Source organism: bacterium, from assembly GCA_016702305.1.
GTDB lineage: Bacteria > Electryoneota > RPQS01 > RPQS01 > RPQS01 > JABWCQ01.
Genome location: JADJEH010000001.1, coordinates 687,682 through 707,412 on the forward strand (window position 1 = coordinate 687,682; position 19,731 = coordinate 707,412).

The 19,731-nt window shown below is 57.6% G+C and carries 18 protein-coding genes and 1 tRNA gene; 14 read left to right on the forward strand and 5 right to left on the reverse strand.

What is annotated here, in order from left to right; translation table 11 throughout:
* The first annotated feature begins 71 nt into the window (after window positions 1–71).
* From IPH10_02820 to IPH10_02865, 10 genes are all read left to right on the forward strand, one after another.
* Complete coding sequence (locus tag IPH10_02820; GenBank protein ID MBK6909856.1) at window positions 72–1,250, forward strand: hypothetical protein; 1,179 nt, start codon at window positions 72–74, stop codon at window positions 1,248–1,250.
* Entirely contained in the window at window positions 1,250–2,503 is a 1,254-nt protein-coding gene (locus tag IPH10_02825) for a hypothetical protein (protein ID MBK6909857.1), read from the forward strand. The genes IPH10_02820 and IPH10_02825 overlap by 1 nt, the downstream gene beginning before the upstream one ends.
* A gap of 6 nt (window positions 2,504–2,509) precedes the next feature.
* On the forward strand, window positions 2,510–3,823 hold the full coding sequence (locus IPH10_02830; protein MBK6909858.1) for a serine hydroxymethyltransferase: 1,314 nt from the start codon (window positions 2,510–2,512) through the stop codon (window positions 3,821–3,823).
* 9 nt (window positions 3,824–3,832) lie between these two features.
* Complete coding sequence (gene nrdR, locus IPH10_02835) at window positions 3,833–4,312, forward strand: transcriptional repressor NrdR (GenBank protein MBK6909859.1); 480 nt, start codon at window positions 3,833–3,835, stop codon at window positions 4,310–4,312.
* On the forward strand, window positions 4,313–5,293 hold the full coding sequence (gene lpxK / locus IPH10_02840; protein MBK6909860.1) for a tetraacyldisaccharide 4'-kinase: 981 nt from the start codon (window positions 4,313–4,315) through the stop codon (window positions 5,291–5,293). It begins immediately after the preceding gene.
* 141 nt (window positions 5,294–5,434) lie between these two features.
* A complete protein-coding gene (locus tag IPH10_02845; GenBank protein ID MBK6909861.1) occupies window positions 5,435–5,953 on the forward strand; it encodes an NADH-quinone oxidoreductase subunit J in 519 nt (172 codons plus the stop codon).
* Window positions 5,943–6,248, forward strand: coding sequence for an NADH-quinone oxidoreductase subunit NuoK (gene nuoK, locus IPH10_02850; protein ID MBK6909862.1), 306 nt, complete (start codon window positions 5,943–5,945; stop codon window positions 6,246–6,248). The genes IPH10_02845 and nuoK overlap by 11 nt, the downstream gene beginning before the upstream one ends.
* Entirely contained in the window at window positions 6,248–8,164 is a 1,917-nt protein-coding gene (nuoL, locus tag IPH10_02855; protein MBK6909863.1) for an NADH-quinone oxidoreductase subunit L, read from the forward strand. The genes nuoK and nuoL overlap by 1 nt, the downstream gene beginning before the upstream one ends.
* Window positions 8,165–8,168: 4 nt before the next feature.
* Window positions 8,169–9,680 (forward strand): NADH-quinone oxidoreductase subunit M, encoded by a 1,512-nt coding sequence (locus IPH10_02860; GenBank protein MBK6909864.1) that lies wholly within the window; start codon window positions 8,169–8,171, stop codon window positions 9,678–9,680.
* Window positions 9,680–11,107 carry an NADH-quinone oxidoreductase subunit N gene (locus IPH10_02865; protein ID MBK6909865.1) on the forward strand — a complete coding sequence of 476 codons (1,428 nt, stop codon included), beginning with the start codon at window positions 9,680–9,682 and terminating at the stop codon, window positions 11,105–11,107. The genes IPH10_02860 and IPH10_02865 overlap by 1 nt, the downstream gene beginning before the upstream one ends.
* Window positions 11,108–11,182: 75 nt before the next feature.
* Here the strand turns inward: IPH10_02865 and IPH10_02870 are convergent, their stop codons facing one another.
* From IPH10_02870 to IPH10_02890, 5 genes are all read right to left on the reverse strand, one after another.
* Complete coding sequence (locus IPH10_02870; protein MBK6909866.1) at window positions 11,183–12,379, reverse strand: aminotransferase class I/II-fold pyridoxal phosphate-dependent enzyme; 1,197 nt, start codon at window positions 12,377–12,379, stop codon at window positions 11,183–11,185.
* A gap of 40 nt (window positions 12,380–12,419) precedes the next feature.
* Window positions 12,420–14,129 carry an MFS transporter gene (locus IPH10_02875; protein MBK6909867.1) on the reverse strand — a complete coding sequence of 570 codons (1,710 nt, stop codon included), beginning with the start codon at window positions 14,127–14,129 and terminating at the stop codon, window positions 12,420–12,422.
* Window positions 14,130–14,168: 39 nt separating this feature from the next.
* Window positions 14,169–16,109: a 1,4-alpha-glucan branching protein GlgB gene (gene glgB, locus IPH10_02880; GenBank protein ID MBK6909868.1), complete on the reverse strand. Its 1,941-nt coding sequence runs from the start codon at window positions 16,107–16,109 to the stop codon at window positions 14,169–14,171.
* Window positions 16,110–16,146: 37 nt separating this feature from the next.
* Window positions 16,147–16,524 (reverse strand): fluoride efflux transporter CrcB, encoded by a 378-nt coding sequence (gene crcB, locus IPH10_02885; protein ID MBK6909869.1) that lies wholly within the window; start codon window positions 16,522–16,524, stop codon window positions 16,147–16,149.
* Between the two features lie 52 nt (window positions 16,525–16,576).
* Window positions 16,577–16,648: transfer RNA gene (locus IPH10_02890), tRNA-Asn, on the reverse strand.
* 253 nt (window positions 16,649–16,901) lie between these two features.
* Between IPH10_02890 and IPH10_02895 the strand changes: the two genes are divergently transcribed.
* The 4 genes from IPH10_02895 (at window position 16,902) to IPH10_02910 (ending at window position 19,712) form a co-directional block, all read left to right on the forward strand.
* A complete protein-coding gene (locus IPH10_02895) occupies window positions 16,902–17,246 on the forward strand; it encodes a histidine triad nucleotide-binding protein (GenBank protein MBK6909870.1) in 345 nt (114 codons plus the stop codon).
* Window positions 17,247–17,277: 31 nt separating this feature from the next.
* Window positions 17,278–17,694 carry a tetratricopeptide repeat protein gene (locus tag IPH10_02900; protein ID MBK6909871.1) on the forward strand — a complete coding sequence of 139 codons (417 nt, stop codon included), beginning with the start codon at window positions 17,278–17,280 and terminating at the stop codon, window positions 17,692–17,694.
* 146 nt (window positions 17,695–17,840) lie between these two features.
* Window positions 17,841–18,830 (forward strand): AAA family ATPase, encoded by a 990-nt coding sequence (locus IPH10_02905; GenBank protein ID MBK6909872.1) that lies wholly within the window; start codon window positions 17,841–17,843, stop codon window positions 18,828–18,830.
* A gap of 78 nt (window positions 18,831–18,908) precedes the next feature.
* The gene (locus IPH10_02910) at window positions 18,909–19,712 is read left to right on the forward strand and encodes a DUF58 domain-containing protein (GenBank protein ID MBK6909873.1); all 804 of its coding nucleotides are present in this window, start codon (window positions 18,909–18,911) and stop codon (window positions 19,710–19,712) included.
* Window positions 19,713–19,731: the final 19 nt, after the last annotated feature.

Below are 19,731 nucleotides of genomic sequence, written 5' to 3' on the forward strand. Positions count from 1 at the left end.
CGACTCCGCGCTTGTTCGCACACCCTACCCCTTCGCTCTTGCAAACTCAAAAACTACTCCTACTCATCACCGTGCTGGCGACATTTCTGTTGCTGGGCGGATGCGCACAACGTGAATCGGACGCGGGCGATTCAGCGATTCCGGTGGCACCGGACGGCCATGAGGGCCGCACGCTGATTCCGGCGTCGCGGTCCGCGGAATGGGATGCTGACTTCTCCACGGGACGCGGCCAGTACTTGCAGATCGGTCACACAGCGAGCTACACGGCGGTGTCCGCGCTGCGCTTCCAACCGTCGGACATTCTTCCGGACAGCTTTACGCTGGATACGGCCCGCATCCGTTTTCGCGTGGACCGCGTCTATCCGAATCCGCAAGACGCGCCGGACCTGCGGATGCTGATCCGCAGCATCACTTCACCATGGGATGAAGACTCGCTCAATGAAGGCGTGTTTGCGGACCGCGCAAGCTACCCGGTGATTGACACGCTGCTGCTGCCGACGGAGGCCGCAACCGACACGGCTAACATCCCCACGGCCTATTGGATGGTACCCGACTCGATCTGGCGCAATTGGCTCCTGGACGATTCGCTCAATTACGGCATTCTGCTTGAACCCGAGAATGACGGCATGATCGTGGGCGTGCAGACGGCGGAAGGTGCGACGAATTACGCCGTGCAGCTTGAGATCATAGGCAAACAATATCCCGAGTCGCTGGAATTCGCCGCGACGGAGTGGAGTGATACGCTGTTTGCGCAGGACGATGGCTATGTGGCCGTGGACTCGAGCGATTCGTTGTCTGGGCGGCTGCGCGTCGCGCAGGGCGTCTACCGCCGGGCGCTGCTCTACTTTCCATTGGACAGCGTGACGGCAAATCCGCTCCGGACGGTGGTGCGCGCATGGCTGCACTTCTACGCGGACGTGAACGCGAGCAATAGCGTGGTTTACGAAGGATCGAACTTTGTTTACAAAGACGCGACGCTGCAGGATACAACGTGGTTCGCGGCAAGCGATAGCGCGAAGCTGAATCTGATTGCCGCAAGCTCTACGATATTCTCGGCCGATAACCGCGAACTGGCCTTCGAGGTGACCAACAGCTTGGCGGGCATCGTCGGTGTTCCGTCCACGAACGGCGGATTTGCGGTAGAGGCGACGTTTGAAAGCGACGTGTTGTCGCGGCAATACTTCCATGGGCATGACAGCGAAGTGGATTCTTTGCGCCCGGTGCTTGAGATTTGGTGGGTGGAGCCGTGATGAGACTTCTCTTTGTACTAATTTTTGTGGCCCGCTGCGCATGGGCCGGCGGATCCGTCTTTGGTCCGCAGCCTATGGGCGACCCGATGGTCCGCGGCGGCGTGCGCGCCGTTGGATTGGGCGGCGCCGGACTTGCCATGTGGGATAGTCTGGGGATGCATACCGATAACGCCGCTGCGATGTCCGGTATCACCGGAGCAGTACTGCGGGCTGGCATCTTCAGCGGACTCTACAGTGTGGATGACGGTGAGCTGACCGACACCGACAGCGAATTCGGCTGGCAGGCGTTTCGTTTGATGCTGAACGTGCACCGACGCTATAAAATGAGTATCGGCATTGATCCCGTTTCGCATACCGATTTCCGCACGTTCGGTCAGGACAGCTTGGCCTTCAACAGTGACAGCGGCACGGTCTACGAAAATTTCGAAAGCCGCAAAGTGTGGTTAGGGAGCGCCACCGACATTCGCTGGGACCATGCCGTCACGCTGTCCAAGAAGCTGTCCCTCGGAGCGACGATTGCCTTTGCGAGCTCTTATTTGGAAGCGAATCACGCGTTGGATTTTCCGACGACCGGGTCGTCCGGCGGCGCCCGCGACGTGCTTTATCATGATGTTCAGCGCTTCAGAGGTTTCTGGGGCGGGCTGTCTTTCCTGGCCAAGCCAACTCCAAGACTAACGGTCGGCGGGTTCTGGCAGTCAGAAGCCGATGGGACATGGAATCTCGAACGCGCCGTCAATCATGGAGGGCGGAATACTTTCGCTGAACCGTCCGGCAAACGGCCCGGAGCATTCGGCGTCGGAGTCGGCTACGCCTGGCATCGCACGTGGGCCGCATACCTTGATACGCGCATGCAGCAGTGGCAGAGTGAGCATTACGGACCAATGTTTGCCCCGGCGAACGTGGATGATCGGAACGCGACCTCAGTCATGTTTGGCGTTGAGAAAATGGGCGGGACAAGAAACACCGACGAAGGCTTTGACCGTTGGGATTTTCGCGCGGGGGCGGCCTATCGGCTCCAGCCATGGTTGACGCGTGACGCCAGCGGCGCCGTTGGAGACGTCAATGAAACGGCATTGTCTTTGGGTGTTTCAATTCCGCTGACTCAGCAGGCCGGTAAGCTGCACGCCGCGCTTGAGCTGGGACAGCGTGTGGCTTCCGATGCGGACGTTACCGAGACTTTCACACGGTTCTATTTGCAACTTGATATGCACGAGCGCTGGTTTAAGCGCGAGCGCCGCACATTGCGGGACTAAATCATCATGAGTTCACATTTACAAAATTCCTTGTCGCATTCAGATCCGGCGATCGCCGCGATCATTGACCGCGAACGCACGCGGCAGAACGAAGGGTTAGAGCTGATCGCGTCCGAGAACTTCGTGTCGCCCGCCGTCATGGAGGCGATGGGCAACGTGATGACGAATAAGTATGCCGAGGGTCTGCCGGGCAAGCGCTATTATGGTGGCTGTCACGTCGTGGATGAGGCCGAGACTCTGGCCATTGACCGCGTCAAAGAACTGTTCGGCGTGAAATGGGCCAACGTGCAGCCGCATTCGGGTGCGCAGGCGAACATGGCTGTCTACATGACGCTGCTCAAACCGGGTGACCGGATTCTCGGAATGAACCTGGCGCACGGCGGACATCTGACGCATGGTTCTCCCGTGAATTTCTCGGGTCGCTGGTTTGAAGTGGTAAGCTATGGCGTCACGCAGGATACGAACCTGATTGACATGGACGATGTTGCCGCCAAAGCGCGAGAGTTTCGTCCGAAGCTGATCATGACCGGGTCATCGGCCTACCCGCGGAAGTGGGAGCTTGCGAAGTTCCGGGAGATCGCCAATGAAGTCGGCGCGTACCTGATTTGCGATATGTCGCATTTCGCCGGGCTTGTGGCGGGTAAGGTGCATCCCGATGTTATGCCCTTTGCCCACGCTGTGACCTCGACAACGCATAAGACGCTGCGCGCTCCGCGCGGCGGTGTGATTCTCTCCAATGAAGAGGGCGGCGAACTGCTGTTGTCTGGCATGCCTAAGCCGAAGACCTATTGGGATGCGTTTGATTCGTGGGTGTTCCCCGGTGTGCAGGGCGGTCCGCTAATGCATGTCATCGCCGCCAAAGCCGTGGCCTTTGGCGAAGCGCTTACGCCGGCGTTCCGCGACTATGCGCGCAAAGTGGTCGAGAATGCCAAAACAATGGCCGACGAACTTATGAAGCGCGACTACAAAGTGGTCTCGGGCGGGACCGATACGCATTTGGTGTTGATTGACTTGTCGCCGTTGGGCAAGACGGGCAAGGCTGCCGAGAAGGCGCTTGAGGCCGCCGATATTACGGTAAATAAGAACATGGTGCCGTACGACCCGCAGAAGCCGCTGGTGACTTCGGGCGTTCGGATCGGTTCACCGGCCTTGACCTCGCGCGGCATGGGTGCCGACGAAATGCGAAAAGTCGTCGCGCTGATTGATCAGGTTATTCAGAATTTGGACAATACCGATGTACAGGCCAGGGTTAAGACCGACGTGCACGAATTAACACGGCAATTCCCGCTCTATCCGCAGCCGCTGCGCTACCACGTGTAGGAGAACAAGTTGCGCTGTCCGATATGCGCCAATCAGGATGATCGTGTCATTGACTCGCGCGCGGCCAAGGAAGGCCGGGCGATTCGCCGGCGCCGCGAGTGCGGTCAGTGCGGGCACCGCTTCACGACCTACGAAGCGATTGAAGATCATCAGGTGCAGGTCATCAAGAACAATGGAGCCCGCGAACCCTTCGATCGCGAGAAGGTCTATCGCGGGCTTTCGATTGCCTGCATAAAACGGCCTGTGACCGCCGAGCAGATCGGTGACATGACCGATGCCGTCGAGGGCCGGGTCCTGGCCGAGACCAGTCGTGAAGTGACTGCCCAGAACATTGGCCATTGGATTCTTGAAGAACTTATCGCGGTGGATGAGGTCGCGTATGTGCGCTTTGCCAGCGTCTATAAGCGCTATGCGTCGGTGGATGGCTTCCTGGCCGAGTTGAAAGAGCTGCAAGCTCAGGAGCCGCGCGAGCCGGTGCGCGAGAGCTAAGTGCTCGGAAGATTGGCCGAATCGCTCTACGGGCTGGCGGCGACAGCCTATCATCGGCGGTGGGACCGCCGTGGTGGGACGCGCGTGGCAGTGCCGGTGATTTCGGTCGGCAATCTGACGGTCGGTGGAAACGGTAAAACGCCGTTCGTCATTGAACTGGTGCGGGTGCTGCGAGAGCATTTCCCCGACCTGTGCGAACGGCACCGCATCGCGGTGCTGAGCAGGGGCTATGGTCGTCACTCGGGGGAGCTGTGTGTTGTTGAAGCGGAGAGCCATTGGACCGACAGTGGCGACGAGCCGCTCCTGATCAAGCGGAGCTGTCCGGATACGTTGGTGATCGCGCATGCCCGGCGCCTTGAGTCGGCGCGCATGGCCATTGACCGATTTGACAGCAAGCTGATTATCCTGGACGACGGGTTTCAGCATCGGGCGTTGGCACGGGACCTTGACCTGGTTTTACTCGACGCACACAAGCCGTTGGGCAATGGCCGATTGCTTCCGGTAGGCCCCTTGCGCGAACCTGTTACGGCGCTGGAGCGGGCGACGCATTTGGTTAGTGTGGGGACGGGCGGTGAGGTCGCATCGCTGGCCGAGCGGTTTGACCGACCCATGTTTGCGGTCGAGCCGCGCCCGCTCAGTGATATTTGGCCTGATCGGCCGGTCGGTCCGGTTTTCTTGCTGACGGGGGTCGCCCGGCCGGAACGAGTTAGGAGTTTCTTAGAGTTCGCAGGATTCACAGTGGTTGGCCATCGAGCATTTCGGGACCACCATGCCTTCACGGAGGCGGAGTTGCATTCTGTGGCTGAAACGGCGGGTCGCTCCGGGGCAGCAACGGTGCTGACCACTGCCAAGGATGCAGTTCGTATCCCAGCATGGGACGGTAGTTTACCGTTAGAGGTCTGCCCCTATGAGCTGCGCTTGTCCGCGCCGGAAGCTCTTGTAGAATGCGTTGCCTGTCTCTTTTCACACGACGTAGTATAACGGCAGAATATTTAGCGAGTTAATCCGCAAGCACCTTGCGAAAACCTTCACAATAGCGTTGACTTTTGTGGAGGATATGGCTATATTCAGCAATCTGTAGATGTTATAGAGTTCCCGCGCAGACGCCGACTGTACATGGGTTTGGAGACTATTCTGTTCCTCTTGCTGGCGATCGGTGCCGTACTTTCGGCACTGCTTGTCGTCACGTCTCCGTCCCCCATCGGTTCGGCCTTGTACCTCGTGGGAACAATGTTTTGTCTGTCTGGTTTGTACGTCCTGCTCGCCGCGCCGTTTTTGGCCGCGATTCAGGTCATTGTCTATGCAGGAGCCATTATTGTGCTCCTGCTTTTTGTTATTATGCTTTTGAACCTGCGGCGGATCGAAGAGACGTTACCGCGCGCGTGGCGCGTGGCCGGTCTAGTCGTCGCCGGGCTCACCCTGTTCGCGTTGTTCATGGCGATCGTGCGCGGTAGTTCGGTTTTGCCGGGGATGCCCTCGGTGCCGGAAGGCTTTGGAAAAGTGGCCGAACTGGGCAAGATCCTCTTCACCAAGTACCTGTATGCGTTTGAGGCTACATCGGTGCTGCTGCTTGCGGCGATGATCGGTGCGGTGGCGCTCGTGCGTAAAGAGGGCGGGGAAGGAGGCAAGGATGCAAATTGAACTTGCCCATTACCTCCTGCTCGCGGCGGTTCTGTTCGGGATCGGGACGCTTGGCGTCCTGACGCGTAAGAATCTGATCATTATCTTGATGTCCGTTGAGCTGATGCTCAATTCGGTTAACCTGAGCTTCATTGCACTGGCGCGGCATGCCGCAGACCAGGAGGCGCAGGTCATTGTCTTTTTTGTCCTGTGTGTGGCCGCCGCCGAAGTTGCGGTCGGGTTGGCCATTCTCATCTCGGTGTGGCGGAAACGCGGCACCATGAACATTGACGCGCTGTCCGCGCTCAAAGGCTGATGCTCGAACTTCTCTATCTGATTCCGCTGTTCCCGCTGTTGGGCGTTGTGCTCAACTCGTTTGTGCTGCGCGGTCAAGCTGAGAAGGTCGTGGGTTGGACTGCGGCGCTGATGATCGGCGCGAGCTTTGTGGTCGCGCTCAGTTGCTTTTTCCAACTGCTCGGGATGCCGGCCGATGCGCGGCACTTTGAACTGGAGATGTTCCGGTGGATCGTCGTCGGGAATTTTGCCGCGCAAGCTGGATTCCTGGCAGACCCGCTCTCGATGATCATGATGTTGATCGTCACAGGCGTGTCGTTCCTGATCCATATCTACTCGATCGGCTACATGCATGGGGATGAGGGATTCAGGAAATTCTTCATCTACCTGAACCTGTTCGTCTTCTTCATGTTGCTGCTGGTCATGGGCAGCAACTATCTGGTCATGTTTGTCGGTTGGGAGGGAGTCGGTCTCTGTTCATATCTGTTGATCGGCTTCTGGTACACGGACGAGCTCAAGGCATCTGCGGGCAAGAAGGCGTTCATCATGAACCGCATCGGGGATTTCGGCTTCCTGCTTGCGATCTTCCTCATCTGGACGACCTTCGGGACGATCAATTTCCGCGAGATCCAACCGATGGCGCAGGCCTATACGGTCGGCACGGGCGTGATTACCGCGATTTGCCTGCTCCTGTTTACCGGCGCAACCGGCAAGTCGGCGCAATTGCCGCTCTATACGTGGTTGCCCGATGCCATGGCTGGTCCAACGCCAGTTTCGGCTCTGATCCATGCGGCAACGATGGTCACGGCGGGCGTCTATATGATTGCCCGCTCGAACTTCCTGTTCTCGCTGTCACCGGTTGCAATGGAAGTTGTCGCGTGGGTGGGTGGCTTGACCGCGCTGTTCGCGGCCACAATTGGTCTGGTGCAGACCGACATTAAGAAGGTTCTGGCGTACTCCACGGTCAGTCAGTTGGGCTTCATGTTTCTGGCGTGCGGGGTCGGGGCCTATACCGCGGCTGTTTTCCATCTCATGACACACGCTTTCTTCAAGGGACTATTGTTCCTCGGATCAGGCTCGGTCATTCACGGCATGTCCGACGAACAAGACATCCGCAGCATGGGTGGTTTGAAGAGCAAGATGCCGACGACCTATTGGACGTTCCTCGTGGGGACGCTGGCTATCGCCGGTATTCCCGGACTGGCCGGATTCTTCTCAAAAGACGAGATTCTGTGGAAGACGTTCGAATCGCACCACTATCCGCTGTGGGTGTTGGGAGCGACCGCCGCGTTTTGCACGGCCTTCTATATTTTCAGATTACTGTATCTGACGTTCTACGGCAAATTCCGCGGGACGAAGGCGCAGGAGCATCATCTGCATGAATCGCCCAAGCTGATGACCGTGCCGCTTATGGTACTGGCCGGATTGTCTATTCTGGGCGGTTATGTCGGCGTGCCCCATGCACTGGGCGGCCACAACTTCTTTGCGGACTGGCTGGCGCCGGTGATCAGCACGCACGGCGAGCACGGCGGCGGCCATCACGGCGTGCCGACGGCAGAATATGTATTGATGGTCGTGTCCGTCATGGTGGCGGTCATCGGGATTCTGTTGGCCCGCAGTTGGTACCTCGGCAAGTCGGCGACCGTCGAGTCGCTGGGCAAGTCCGGGATGCGCAATCTGCTCTATAATAAGTACTGGGTGGATCAGATCTATGACGGCGTGTTCTCGAAGCCATTCGTGAAGGCGTCCGAACTGTTCGCCCAATATGTGGATCAGGGCACGGTGGACGGTGCTGTCAACGGTGTGGGTTCGACGATGTCCGGCCTCGGCGGGATCGTGCGCCGAATCCAAACCGGCGTCACGCAGAACTATGCGGTGATGATGGGAGCCGGTACCGTGTTCCTTTTGGGTATGCTCATTTGGTCGGTGCTGGGGTAAACAGATGTTGTTAACCCTGTGCATCGCTGTTCCTGCCGTCGCCGCCCTGCTGGTGCTGTTCCTACCACGGACGGCGCCGGGTTTGATTCGCTGGTTCTCTTTGGGCGCGTCGCTGTTGGCGTTTGCAGTCTCGCTGGTTGTTTACGCCAATTTCCAGGTTGGCGAAGCCAGTTTCCAGATGGTCGAGAAGATGCAGTGGATTCCGTCGATCGGGGCCGAATGGCATCTCGGTGTGGACGGCATCAGCTTGTTCCTGATCATGCTGACCACTCTGCTGACGGTGCTTTGCATTCTCAGCAGTTGGAACAGCATCAACGAGCGGGTGCAGGAGTATCACTTTTTCTTCCTCCTGCTTGAAGCGGGTATGGTCGGCGTGTTTGCCGCGCTCGATCTGTTTGTCTTCTATGTGATGTGGGAAGTCATGCTCGTGCCGATGTTCTTCTTGATCGGCGTATGGGGCGGACAGCGCAGGCTATATGCCACGATCAAGTTCTTCCTGTTCACGATGGCAGGCTCGGTCCTGATGCTGGCGGGCGTGTTGTATGTCTATTTTCATACGCTCGACCCCGAGACCGGCAAACATACGTTTGACCTCTTGATGGCCACGGATCAGTCAAAATACGCGCTGGACGTCCAGCGCTGGCTGTTCCTTGCATTCGGATTGGCATTTGCAATCAAGGTTCCGCTGTTCCCGCTGCATACGTGGCTGCCCGACGCGCATACGGAGGCCCCGACTGCGGGCTCGGTGATTCTTGCCGGTGTGCTGCTCAAGATGGGAACGTACGGGTTCTTGCGGTTCTGCTTGCCGATGTTCCCGCAGGCGACGCTCGAATTTGTACCATGGATCAGTTGGCTGGCGTTGATAGGCATCACGTACGGCGCAATGGTGGCTATGGTGCAAAAGGACATGAAGAAGCTCGTAGCCTATTCGTCCGTGGCGCATCTCGGGTTCGTGATGCTCGGCACGTTTGCGTTAAATGAGCAAGGTCTCACGGGCTCGCTTTTGCAGCAGATCAATCATGGCATCTCCACCGGCGCTTTGTTTATGCTCGTTGGTGTGATCTATGAGCGTCGGCACACGCGCATGATCGCCGATTACGGCGGTATCGCTAAGGTCATGCCGGTGTTCGCAGTGCTGTTTCTGATCGTGGCCTTGTCCTCCATCGGACTGCCGACGACGAACGGATTCGTGGGCGAGTTTCTAATTCTGCTCGGTACTTTCGCGTCAAACACGCTCTATGGTGTGATCGCCACATCGGGGGTGATTCTGGCCGCCGTCTATTTGTTGTGGATGTATCAGCGCGTCTTCTATGGCAAGATTGTCCACGATGAGAATCAGAAGCTCAAGGACATCACGGCCTTTGAAGCCCTGCCGATTCTGGTGCTGATTGTGCTGGCCATTTGGATCGGCGTCTATCCCGATCCCCTGTTGGTGCGCATGGAGCCGTCGCTGCAGTTGATTCTGGACAGGTTTCAGCAGGGCGAATTTTCACATTTGATGGGAGTGCTGCCATAATGGGTATGCAGGACTTCCTCGGCGTGCTGCCGGAATTGGTCGTTGTCGTGACCGCCTTGCTGGCCATCCTGACGGATATTGCCGCCAAGGAACGCAACGCCTCCGCCGCCAAGAATGTAACGGTGCTCGGCTTGGCTGTCGCGGGCGGCTTGGCATTCGTGTCGCCGGGCGACAGCAAGATGCTGATGTCGGGCCAAGTGTTCAATGACGGCCTGACGGAGTGGTTCCGCGCGCTGTTCGCTTTTGTCGGTATCGTTACGGCGATATACTCGCCGCTGTACATGAAGTTCCGCAACATCCGGCTGGGAGAGTATTACTCGCTCCTGACGATGTGCGTGTTCGGGATGATGGTCATGGCGTCGGCGGCGAGCCTGCTGTTGTTCTTCGTCGGTCTCGAGACGATGTCCATCTGTCTCTATGTGTTGGTTGGCCTGCGGCGCAATGATCCGGCTTCAATTGAAGGCGGGATGAAATACCTCGTCCTGGGTGCGTTCTCGTCGGCGTTCCTCCTCTACGGCATGGCGCTAATCTACGGCGGCGTCGGATCCTTGGACTACGCAGTTATCAGCCAGACGCTGCGCGAGAGCTCGAGCATCGGGCCGATGACGATTAGCGGCATTGCGCTGCTGCTGGTGGGCTTTGCATTCAAGATTTCGGCCGTACCGTTCCATTTCTGGTCGCCAGATGTGTATGAAGGCGCGCCGACGACGATCACGGCTTTGATGTCCACGGGCGCGAAGGCTGCGGCTTTTGTGGGTTTGATCCGTGTCTTCGGGCAAGCCCTGGCGGCGTCGTCCGAGCATTGGGTGATGGCACTGTCTATTCTGTCGGCGCTGACCATGACCGTTGGTAACGTTGTTGCGCTGAAGCAGACGAGCGTTAAGCGCATGCTGGCCTATTCCTCCATCGCGCATGCGGGCTATATGCTGTTGGCAATCGTCACCGGCACGCGCGAGTCATTCGCCGCCGCGAGTTTCTATCTGATCGGCTATGCGTTGATGAACCTCGGCGCTTTCGGTGTGCTAATGCTCCTGAACCAGCGCGGCAAGGGTGACTATTCATTCGACGCCTTGCGCGGCATGGGCACGATTCATCCGGTGCTGGGTTTGACGATGACCGTTTTCATGCTGTCGCTGATTGGCATACCGCCGACGGCGGGATTCTTCGGGAAGTTGTACGTCTTCTCCGAAGCGATCAAAGAAGGCCACTTGACGCTCGCGATCATTGGTCTGCTGAACAGCGCGGTCGGTGCGTACTACTATTTGCGCGTGATTTCGTCGTTGTACATGGCCAAGCCCGAGGGCGATGTGGCTGTGCTTCAGCCGATGAGCTACAAATTTGCGCTCGTTGTTTCCGCGCTGTTGATCGTCATGCTGGGCATGTTCCCCGATCAATTGGTGCAGGCAATGCTGGCGGCGATACCGTAGCACGTTCGACTTATGATAACTGAAAAGCCCTTGCAGTGATGCAAGGGCTTTTCTATTTCGAAACGTATGTACCGGTTAGGCGGTCACTGCCGCGTACTCGGCAATGAACTCACCGATCAATCCATAGGCCCGGCGAAGCGTCTCCTCTTGAGGCAGAAACACGATTCGAATGTGTTTCGTGCCGGGGCGCTGGCCGAAACCTGATCCGTGAACAGTGACGACGCCGGTGGCCTTGATTAGCTCTTGGACGAAGCGCTCATCGTCGCCTTCAATGTGCAAACTCGGGAAAGCGTAGAATGCGCCGCGCGGCGGAACGCATGACATGCCGGGAATAGCGTTAAGCATCTCGACCGAAATGTCACGGCGGCGCGAGAGCTTGTGCTTGATGGCCGTCAAATGCGATTGGTCACCGTCGAGAGCGGGCGCGATGGCGAACTGCTCAGGGTGATTGGCCGACAGACGCGCCCGCAGCAGTTTGTTGATCGCTTCAACATAGTCCTTCACCAACTCGCGCTTGCCGCTGACGATGCCCCAGCCGATCCGGTAGCCCGGAGCGACGTAGGCCTTCGACATACCATTGAATGTGACCATCGGATGATCGGGATCGAGCGATGCAATCGAAAGATGCTGGCCGCCGTCGAGAATCAGTTTGTCGTAGATCTCGTCGGCGAAAATGACCAGATTGTGGCGGCGCGCCAGTTCAAGGATGCCTTCGAGTGTCGCACGTTCGCAGACTGAACCGGTCGGATTGTTCGGATTGATCAGAACGATTGCGCGCGTCTTGGCGTTGATCTTCGACGCGATGTCGTCGAGATCGGGCTGCCAACCGTTCTGCTCGTTCAAGTAATAGGGGACTTCCTGCGCTTCGAGCTTCGCCAGAAGTGCCGTATAGAGCGGATAGCCCGGAGTTGGAGTGAGTACATTCTCGCCGGCATTCACCAACGCTGACAGGCAGACATCAATCGCTTCGCTCGCGCCTGTCGTGACGAATATGTCCTGAATGTTGCCGATGCGATTGCGTTCCGCGTCGCGGCGAATCGCGGCAATCGCCGACGGGATACCCGTGGACGGTGCATATCCATTGTGATTGTCGCGCATCGCCTTGGTGGTCGCGTCAATGATGTGATCGGGCGTCGCAAAATCAAACAGGTTGGGATCGCCGATATTCAGATAGAGCATTTGGCGGCCCGTGGCGGCGACTTGCTGCGCCAATACCACCACATCGCGAACGGCGTAGGTGACTTTTTCGGTGCGTCGCGCTGGCTGGATCATGTTAGTCGTTCCTTGTCAGACAGAGATTGCACGTTGGCCGCTACACGTCCTTGGCCTGCCACTTTTGCGCAAATTGCGCGTAAATCGCAACGCCAATCGCGGAAAGTATTCCCATCGCGGCAAACTGGTACCATAGTTCATAGGGATGATAGGTGTCCCACAACGTTTGCGTGACCTGCTTGGCGTCCATGCCGCTAATCAGGCCCAAGAATTCCGTGGCCTTCGTGCGAGCGATACCCTCACCTTGCACGAAGGCGTCGGCGACGGCGCGGGTCGCGGTCTGCACATCGGCTCCCGCGGATTGCGCCGCGGCCACAAGGTCGGACTGCGACATGCCCGCATGAATTCCGAACTTGCTGTCAAGGTAACGCAACGAGAGATTGGCCTTGTCACCCATCTCATCATACACCTGACCGCCGCGCAGCGAACCGTAACTCCAGCCAATGGCAAGCGGGATATTCGCGTAACCCATGTAAAGCGCCTTCTGGCCTTCGGGGGCGATCACACCGAGGTAGTCGTTCATCTTTGGACTCGCCAGCATCTCTCCGATGCTGAAGAGAAAAATGCCCAGAATGCATAGGTAGCCGGACATCGTGAATCCCGCCGCAACCAGACCGGCCGAGGCGATGAGGACGCCCGACAGAATTGAGGTCAGTCGGCGCATGCGGGCAACCATATATGAGACGAAGATCACAAAGACGACGATTAGGCCGGAGTTGGCGTTGATCATCCACTCCTGCGTGATCATCGTGCCGCGTGGTGTCACATCGCACATCCACGACGGCAGATTCAATGCCGTCACGATGGCTGAACTGTCAACCCAGTCCACGATGAAGTTCGGCAACATGTCAAAAAGCTGCATGAACATGAGCCAGAAGCCCGACATCAGCCAGATGAAGGCACCGACCCGTGTCGTTCGGACGATCAATGCGCCGAGTGAGACGAAAACGACGCCGAGCCGGATATTTGAGTCGAGGGGAACAAGGAAGGCCGCCGCGATCAGACCCGATGCCACTGGAATCAACCACCACGGACGGGCCATGTTGATGCACGTCGTCTTGAAGATCGTCCACGGCGTGCCCGTCTGGTCTCCGCCGGCCGGAACTTCTTTATACGTGAAGAGCATCAGGAAGTTGAGGCAGACGATCACCGCGCAACCATAGAAAACCGCGGGCCACGAGTATCCGTAGAGAAAGTGAGCGAGCGGTGGCCCGAGGAAGCCCCCGATATTCACGACCATGTAGAAGGTGCCCCAACCTACAGAGGAGGTTTCCTTCTTGATGGACTGCACCAGCGTGCCCTGAATGCCGGGCTTAAAAACGGCCGTGCCGAACGCGAGCACTGCGCACCCGAACATGAACGAATAATAATCGCGCTGCGTGGCCATAAGCAGATAGCCGATGGCTTTGAGCGCGATGCTGATTGAAATCGTCCGCTTATATCCGTAGCGGTCGGCGAAGCCTCCGGAAAACATCGGCACGAGTGACTGCACGAGCGCCCAGACGAAGAATATTTCGCCCTTCTGCGTCTGCGTGAAGTGCAGCCCGCCGACCTCGTCGGCCTGAGCGATGTAGATGGGAATGACGACGCGCACGCCGTAATAGGCGAGCCGTTCGATCATCTCCATGATGTTCAGCATCCAGAACGGGCGCTCGAACTGCTTGAGCTGCGCGAGCAGGCCCGGGGTAGGTATTGCGCTCACAAGTTTGGGGGTTAAGACGAACGGATGAACCGACAACGTTGCGTGCACAATGCCAACTGCGCACAAGGCAAGACGAAAATATGAGAGCTATGCGGAAATCGTTTTCGGTGCCGGGCTCTTGAGGAACACGGCGCCAAGCGGAGGGATCGTCAAAGAAAGCGAGTGCGATTTGCCGTGTGACGGCTGATCGGTCGTGGCGATGCAGCCCATATTGCCCACGCCTGAACCCCAATAGGCAGTCGAGTCGCTGTTCAGGACCTCCGTCCACTTGCCCGGTACGTCAACACCCACGCGGTAGTTGTAGCGCGGAACAGGAGTGAAGTTGAGCGCTACCAGAATCGGGGAGTCTCCCGCGTCGCCGCGGCGCAGGAAACTGATGACCGACTGGTCACTGTCATGACAGTCCACCCACTCAAATCCGTCCGCATGAAAGTCATGCTTATGCAGTGCCGGTTCGTGGCGCATCAACAGATTTAGATCGCGCACCCATTTCTGCATACCGGCGTGCGAGGGAAACTCGAGGAGATTCCAGTCAATCGTCCCATCATGATTCCACTCGCGCCACTGTCCCAGTTCTCCACCCATGAAGAGCAGCTTCTTACCCGGCATGGACCACATGTAGGCAAAGAGCAGGCGCAGATTGGCGAACTTCTGCCACATGTCTCCGCTCATCCGGCCCAGCAGCGAACCTTTTCCGTGGACAACTTCGTCATGCGACAGCGGCAAGACGAAATTCTCCGTCCACGCGTACAGCATTCGGAACGTGAGCAGGTGGTGGTGATACTTGCGGAAGATGGGATCGAGCTTCATATACTCGAGCGTATCGTGCATCCAGCCCATGTCCCACTTCATGCGGAACCCCAGACCGCCCAGATAGGGAGGACGTGAAACCATCGCCCATGAAGTGCTCTCTTCGGCGATTGGAATCGTATCGGGGAAGGCCGTCAGCGTTTCATGATTGAGGCGCTTGAGAAACTCGATGGCGTCAATATTCTCTTTGCCGCCATAGCGGTTCGGTATCCACTCGCCGGACTGCCGCGAATAATCAAGGTAGAGCATCGAGGCCACGCCGTCTACGCGAATACCATCCACATGATAGACGTCCAGCCAGTAAAAAGCGGAGCTGATCAGGAAGCTGCGGACTTCGTCGCGGCCGTAGTTGAAGATGAAGCTGCCCCAATCGGGGTGGAAGCCCTGACGACGGTCGGCATGTTCGTAAACATAGGTGCCGTCAAAATAGCCCAGCGCAAACTCGTCCGTCGCAAAATGCGACGGGACCCAATCAAGGATGACGCCGATGCCGTGCTGATGCAATTGGTCTATCAAGTACATCAAATCCTGCGGCGAACCGTAGCGGGCCGTCGGTGCGAAATACGAGCTCACCTGGTAGCCCCACGAAGCGTAGTAGGGATGCTCCATGATGGGCATGAACTCCACGTGCGTGAAGCCGTTTTCGGTCAAGTATTTGATCAGACGCGGTGCAAGCTCGCGGTAGTGCAGGGAGCGGTTGTTGTCATGCGCGACGCGATCCCAACTGCCGAGGTGCAACTCATAAATACTGATTGGCGCGCCGTCATGATTGTGTTGGGCACGGCTGCTCATCCAATCCTGATCGTGCCAATCATAGCGGTTGTCGTGTACAACTGAGGCTGTCTTGGGCGGCATCTCCGTGCGGAAGGCGAACGGATCGGCCTTATCCACTTCGTAATTGGACGAGCGCCCACGAATGCGGTACTTGTAGTTGTCGCCCGCTTTCACTCCCGTGAGAAACCCCTCCCAGATGCCACTCTGCTCGATTTGCGTCAACCGGTTATTGGCTGGATCCCATCCGTTAAAGTCACCGATGACCGCGACATCTCTTGCGTCGGGCGCCCAAACGGCAAAGGCTACCCCGGGCTGTCCGTCGCGGATTTCCGGATGCGAACCGAGCTTCTGGTACAACCGGAAATGGCTGCCCTCATTGAAGAGGTAGCGATCTTCGGGCGTGAGGCGGGAGGCCCCGCCGCGTTTGTCGGAAATTGTGATCATGCCTTAATATAGAGCGATTCGGGCGGAACGTCAAGCATCAACGCACGACGACTCGGGCGGACCAATAGCCAAGGGCGCAGAGTGCCAAACCCCCAACCACCGAGAGCGCGATGTAAGTAAGGGCAAGCAGATGCCGGCGGGCCTCAAACAACAGAAGCGCCTCGGCTGAAAAGGCCGAGAACGTGGTGAAGCCGCCCAGAAAGCCAGTTACGGCCAAAAGGCGCAGGTCAAACCACCGAAACCGGTCCAAACGGTCAAACCCGAGCAGCAGGCCGATCGCAGTGCAGCCGATCAGATTCACGGCCAAAGTCCCCCACGGAAAGTGAGGGTCCGTGCGTTCGGTCACGCTGATCGACAGTAGGTAGCGGCAGAGAGTCCCAAGGCCACCGGCGATGAAGAGGGTAAGATATCGCATACGACTTTACCAAAATGAAAAAAGCCGCCCGTATTTGGGCGGCTTAGCCTTGCTCCGGAGGAGGGATTCGAACCCCCGACCTAGTGGTTAACAGCCACCCGCTCTACCGCTGAGCTACTCCGGAAAGAAGCACGAATCTAATGATTTTCCCGATAGTTGTCAAGAACCTCCGGAACGGATGTCTGCAACAATCGGTGCGGTGGGCTTGAATATTTTCCTTACGTGCCCTATATTGAGAGACTTAAACAACTTCACCTGAGAGGACGATATGTGCCGTAACAAGACCATCATGAAGATCGTGCACCGCAAAAAGCGGCGCCGCGCCTTGGCCAAAGCTAAGGCTGCCAAACTTGCCGGCACCGCTGCCAAGAAGTAAGATGGGTCAAACGATTTTCGGAAGGATGATCGCAGGCGAGATTCCTGTTGATAAACTTCTGGAAACTGAAGACTTAATTGCGATTCGGGACATCAACCCGATGGCCCCTACGCATGTCCTAATCATCCCTAAGAAGCCGTTGCCGGGTCTCGCGCAATCGGCTCCTGAGGATGCTGTGTTGCTCGGAAAATTGCTGGTTACCGCCCGGGATTTGGCCAAGCAGTTGGGCTTGGAAGAGTCGGGCTATCGAGTGGTCATCAATAATGGGGAGGCGGCCGGGCAGTCGGTGGCGCACCTCCACGTGCACCTGCTGGGCGGGCGCGAGTTCCGCTGGCCGCCGGGCTGATCAAGAGAACTGAAAACAAGAGGTTTCATAGATGCGCCGCGTTTTACTTCCGATCGCACTGTTGGCTTGTGTGGCCGGTCTGATTGTGTTTGCCGGGTGCAAGTCCGGCCCGACTGAACAAGAGCTGTTTGAGAAGGCCACTAAGGCCCAGGAGCAGAACGATTTTGCGACTGCCATCAAGTCCTACGAGGAGTTGGTGCAATCGTATCCGAACTCCACGTATGCTCCAAAATGCCAGTTCATGACGGGGTATTTATATGCGAATCACGTCAAGGACGTGGAGAAGGCACGCGCGGCGTACCAAGGTTTCATCAAGCGTTTTCCGGAGGATAACCTCGTCAAGGATGCGCAGTGGGAACTCGATCACCTGGGCAAGGACGTCAACGACATTGATGAGCTGAACAAGCTGATCGGGACGCCGGATTCGGCGGCCAAGTCGCAAGGTTAGGCAAATACATCAGGATTTTGTGCCACTTAGATCCCCGTATGGGGGTCTAATTTTTTGTGGCAGGATGGGAACTTGGTGCGGTCCTCCGGTGTTTATCTGTTAAATTCCCGAGATTTTCTTTAAAACTAACGAAAGCAAAAACTTGCATGGATGCGGATATCCGCGAACTGACGCTGCGCATAGAGCGCGAGGCTGAACTGGCAGACCGGATTCTGACCGAGGCCGGGAAAATTGTCGTTGGGCAGAAGTACATGCTCGAACGCCTCCTGATCGGGTTGTTCAGCAATGGTCACGTCCTGCTGGAGGGTGTGCCCGGGCTGGCGAAGACGCTGACCATCAAGACGCTGGCCGCGACTGTTTCCGCACAATTCCAACGGATTCAGTTCACACCGGACTTGTTGCCGGCGGACCTCGTGGGGACGCTCGTCTACAATCAGAAGGACGGAGCGTTCACGACCAAGAAGGGGCCTGTCTTCGCCAATTTCATTCTGGCTGACGAAATCAACCGCGCTCCCGCCAAAGTCCAGTCGGCATTGCTTGAGTCCATGCAGGAGCAGCAGGTTACTATCGGTGACACGACCTATCCGCTGCCGCAGCCGTTTCTGGTGCTGGCCACGCAGAATCCGATCGAGCAGGAGGGAACCTATCCGCTGCCGGAAGCCCAGGTTGACCGCTTCATGCTCAAGGTGACCGTGGACTATCCGAAGCGGGACGAAGAGGCGCGGATCATGCGCACATTCTCGCGGTCGGAAACTCCTTCGATCCATGCGGTGGCGACGACTGAGGAGCTGATGCGGATTCGCGGCCTGGTGGAGTCAATCTATGTTGATCCGAAGATTGAGGACTATGTTCTCGATCTCGTGTTCGCAAGCCGTAAGCCTGAACAGCATAAACTGCCTGAACTCAAACCGCTGATTCAATATGGCGCTTCGCCGCGCGCGTCCATTTTCCTGCTCAAGGCCGCGCGGGCGCATGCGTTTCTCCGCCATCGCGGGTACGTCGTGCCGGAGGACATTCGCGCGATTGGCTTGGACGTGCTGCGCCACCGCATCGGTATCACCTACGAGGCCGAGGCGGAAGAGATGACGAGCGAGATGATCATCGAGAAGATCTTCGGCGCCGTCGAAGTCCCGTAAACCGTGCTCGATACCCGCGAAATCGTCCGCAAGGTGCGGCAGATCGAGATCAAGACGCGCGGTCTCGTGAATGAAGTCATGTCCGGAGAGTACCATGCGGTATTTAAAGGCCGGGGCATGAACTTTTCTGAAGTGCGCGAATACCAGATCGGCGACGATGTGCGCACGATTGACTGGAACGTCTCCGCGCGCACCGGAAGACCGCACGTTAAGTTGTTCGAAGAAGAGCGCGAGTTGGTCGTCATGCTTCTGTGCGACGTCTCCAGCTCTTCGTTGTTCGGATCGGGGCGCGCTCTGAAAATGGAGGTCGCGGCCGAATTGGCGGCCGTGCTCGCGTTTTCGGCGATCAAGAACAATGACAAGGTCGGACTGCTGCTGTTCACGGATCATGTAGAGAAATACGTCGCGCCGCGCAAGGGGCGTTCCCACATATTGCGCATCCTGCGCGAGCTAATTACCTTTGAACCCAAGCGCAGCGGCACGAACGTGGCCGCCGCGCTCGAGTACATGCTTCACGTGCAGAAAAAACGCGCCATCGTTTTCCTGCTCTCGGATTTCATTGATGAGAAATATGACCGGCCCTTGCGGGTGTGCGCGCGCAAGCATGACATGCTGGCGCTGCATCTGCTTGACCCGCGCGAGTTCGTCTGGCCGGACGCGGGTTTGGTGAAACTTCATGATGCTGAAAGCGGGCGACCCATGTGGATTGACACGTCGTCGCGCGAAGGCAAGCGTACGCTGCTGATCGAACACAAACGCTGGCAGGACGGGGTGAAGCAGACGATGCAGCGTTCGGGGGCGGACTATCTGCCCGTGACCGTGACGGAAGACTATGTCCGCAGCTTGATTGCCATGTTTAAACGCCGCGAGCAGCGCCGATAGACCGTGAGACGACTCGCAC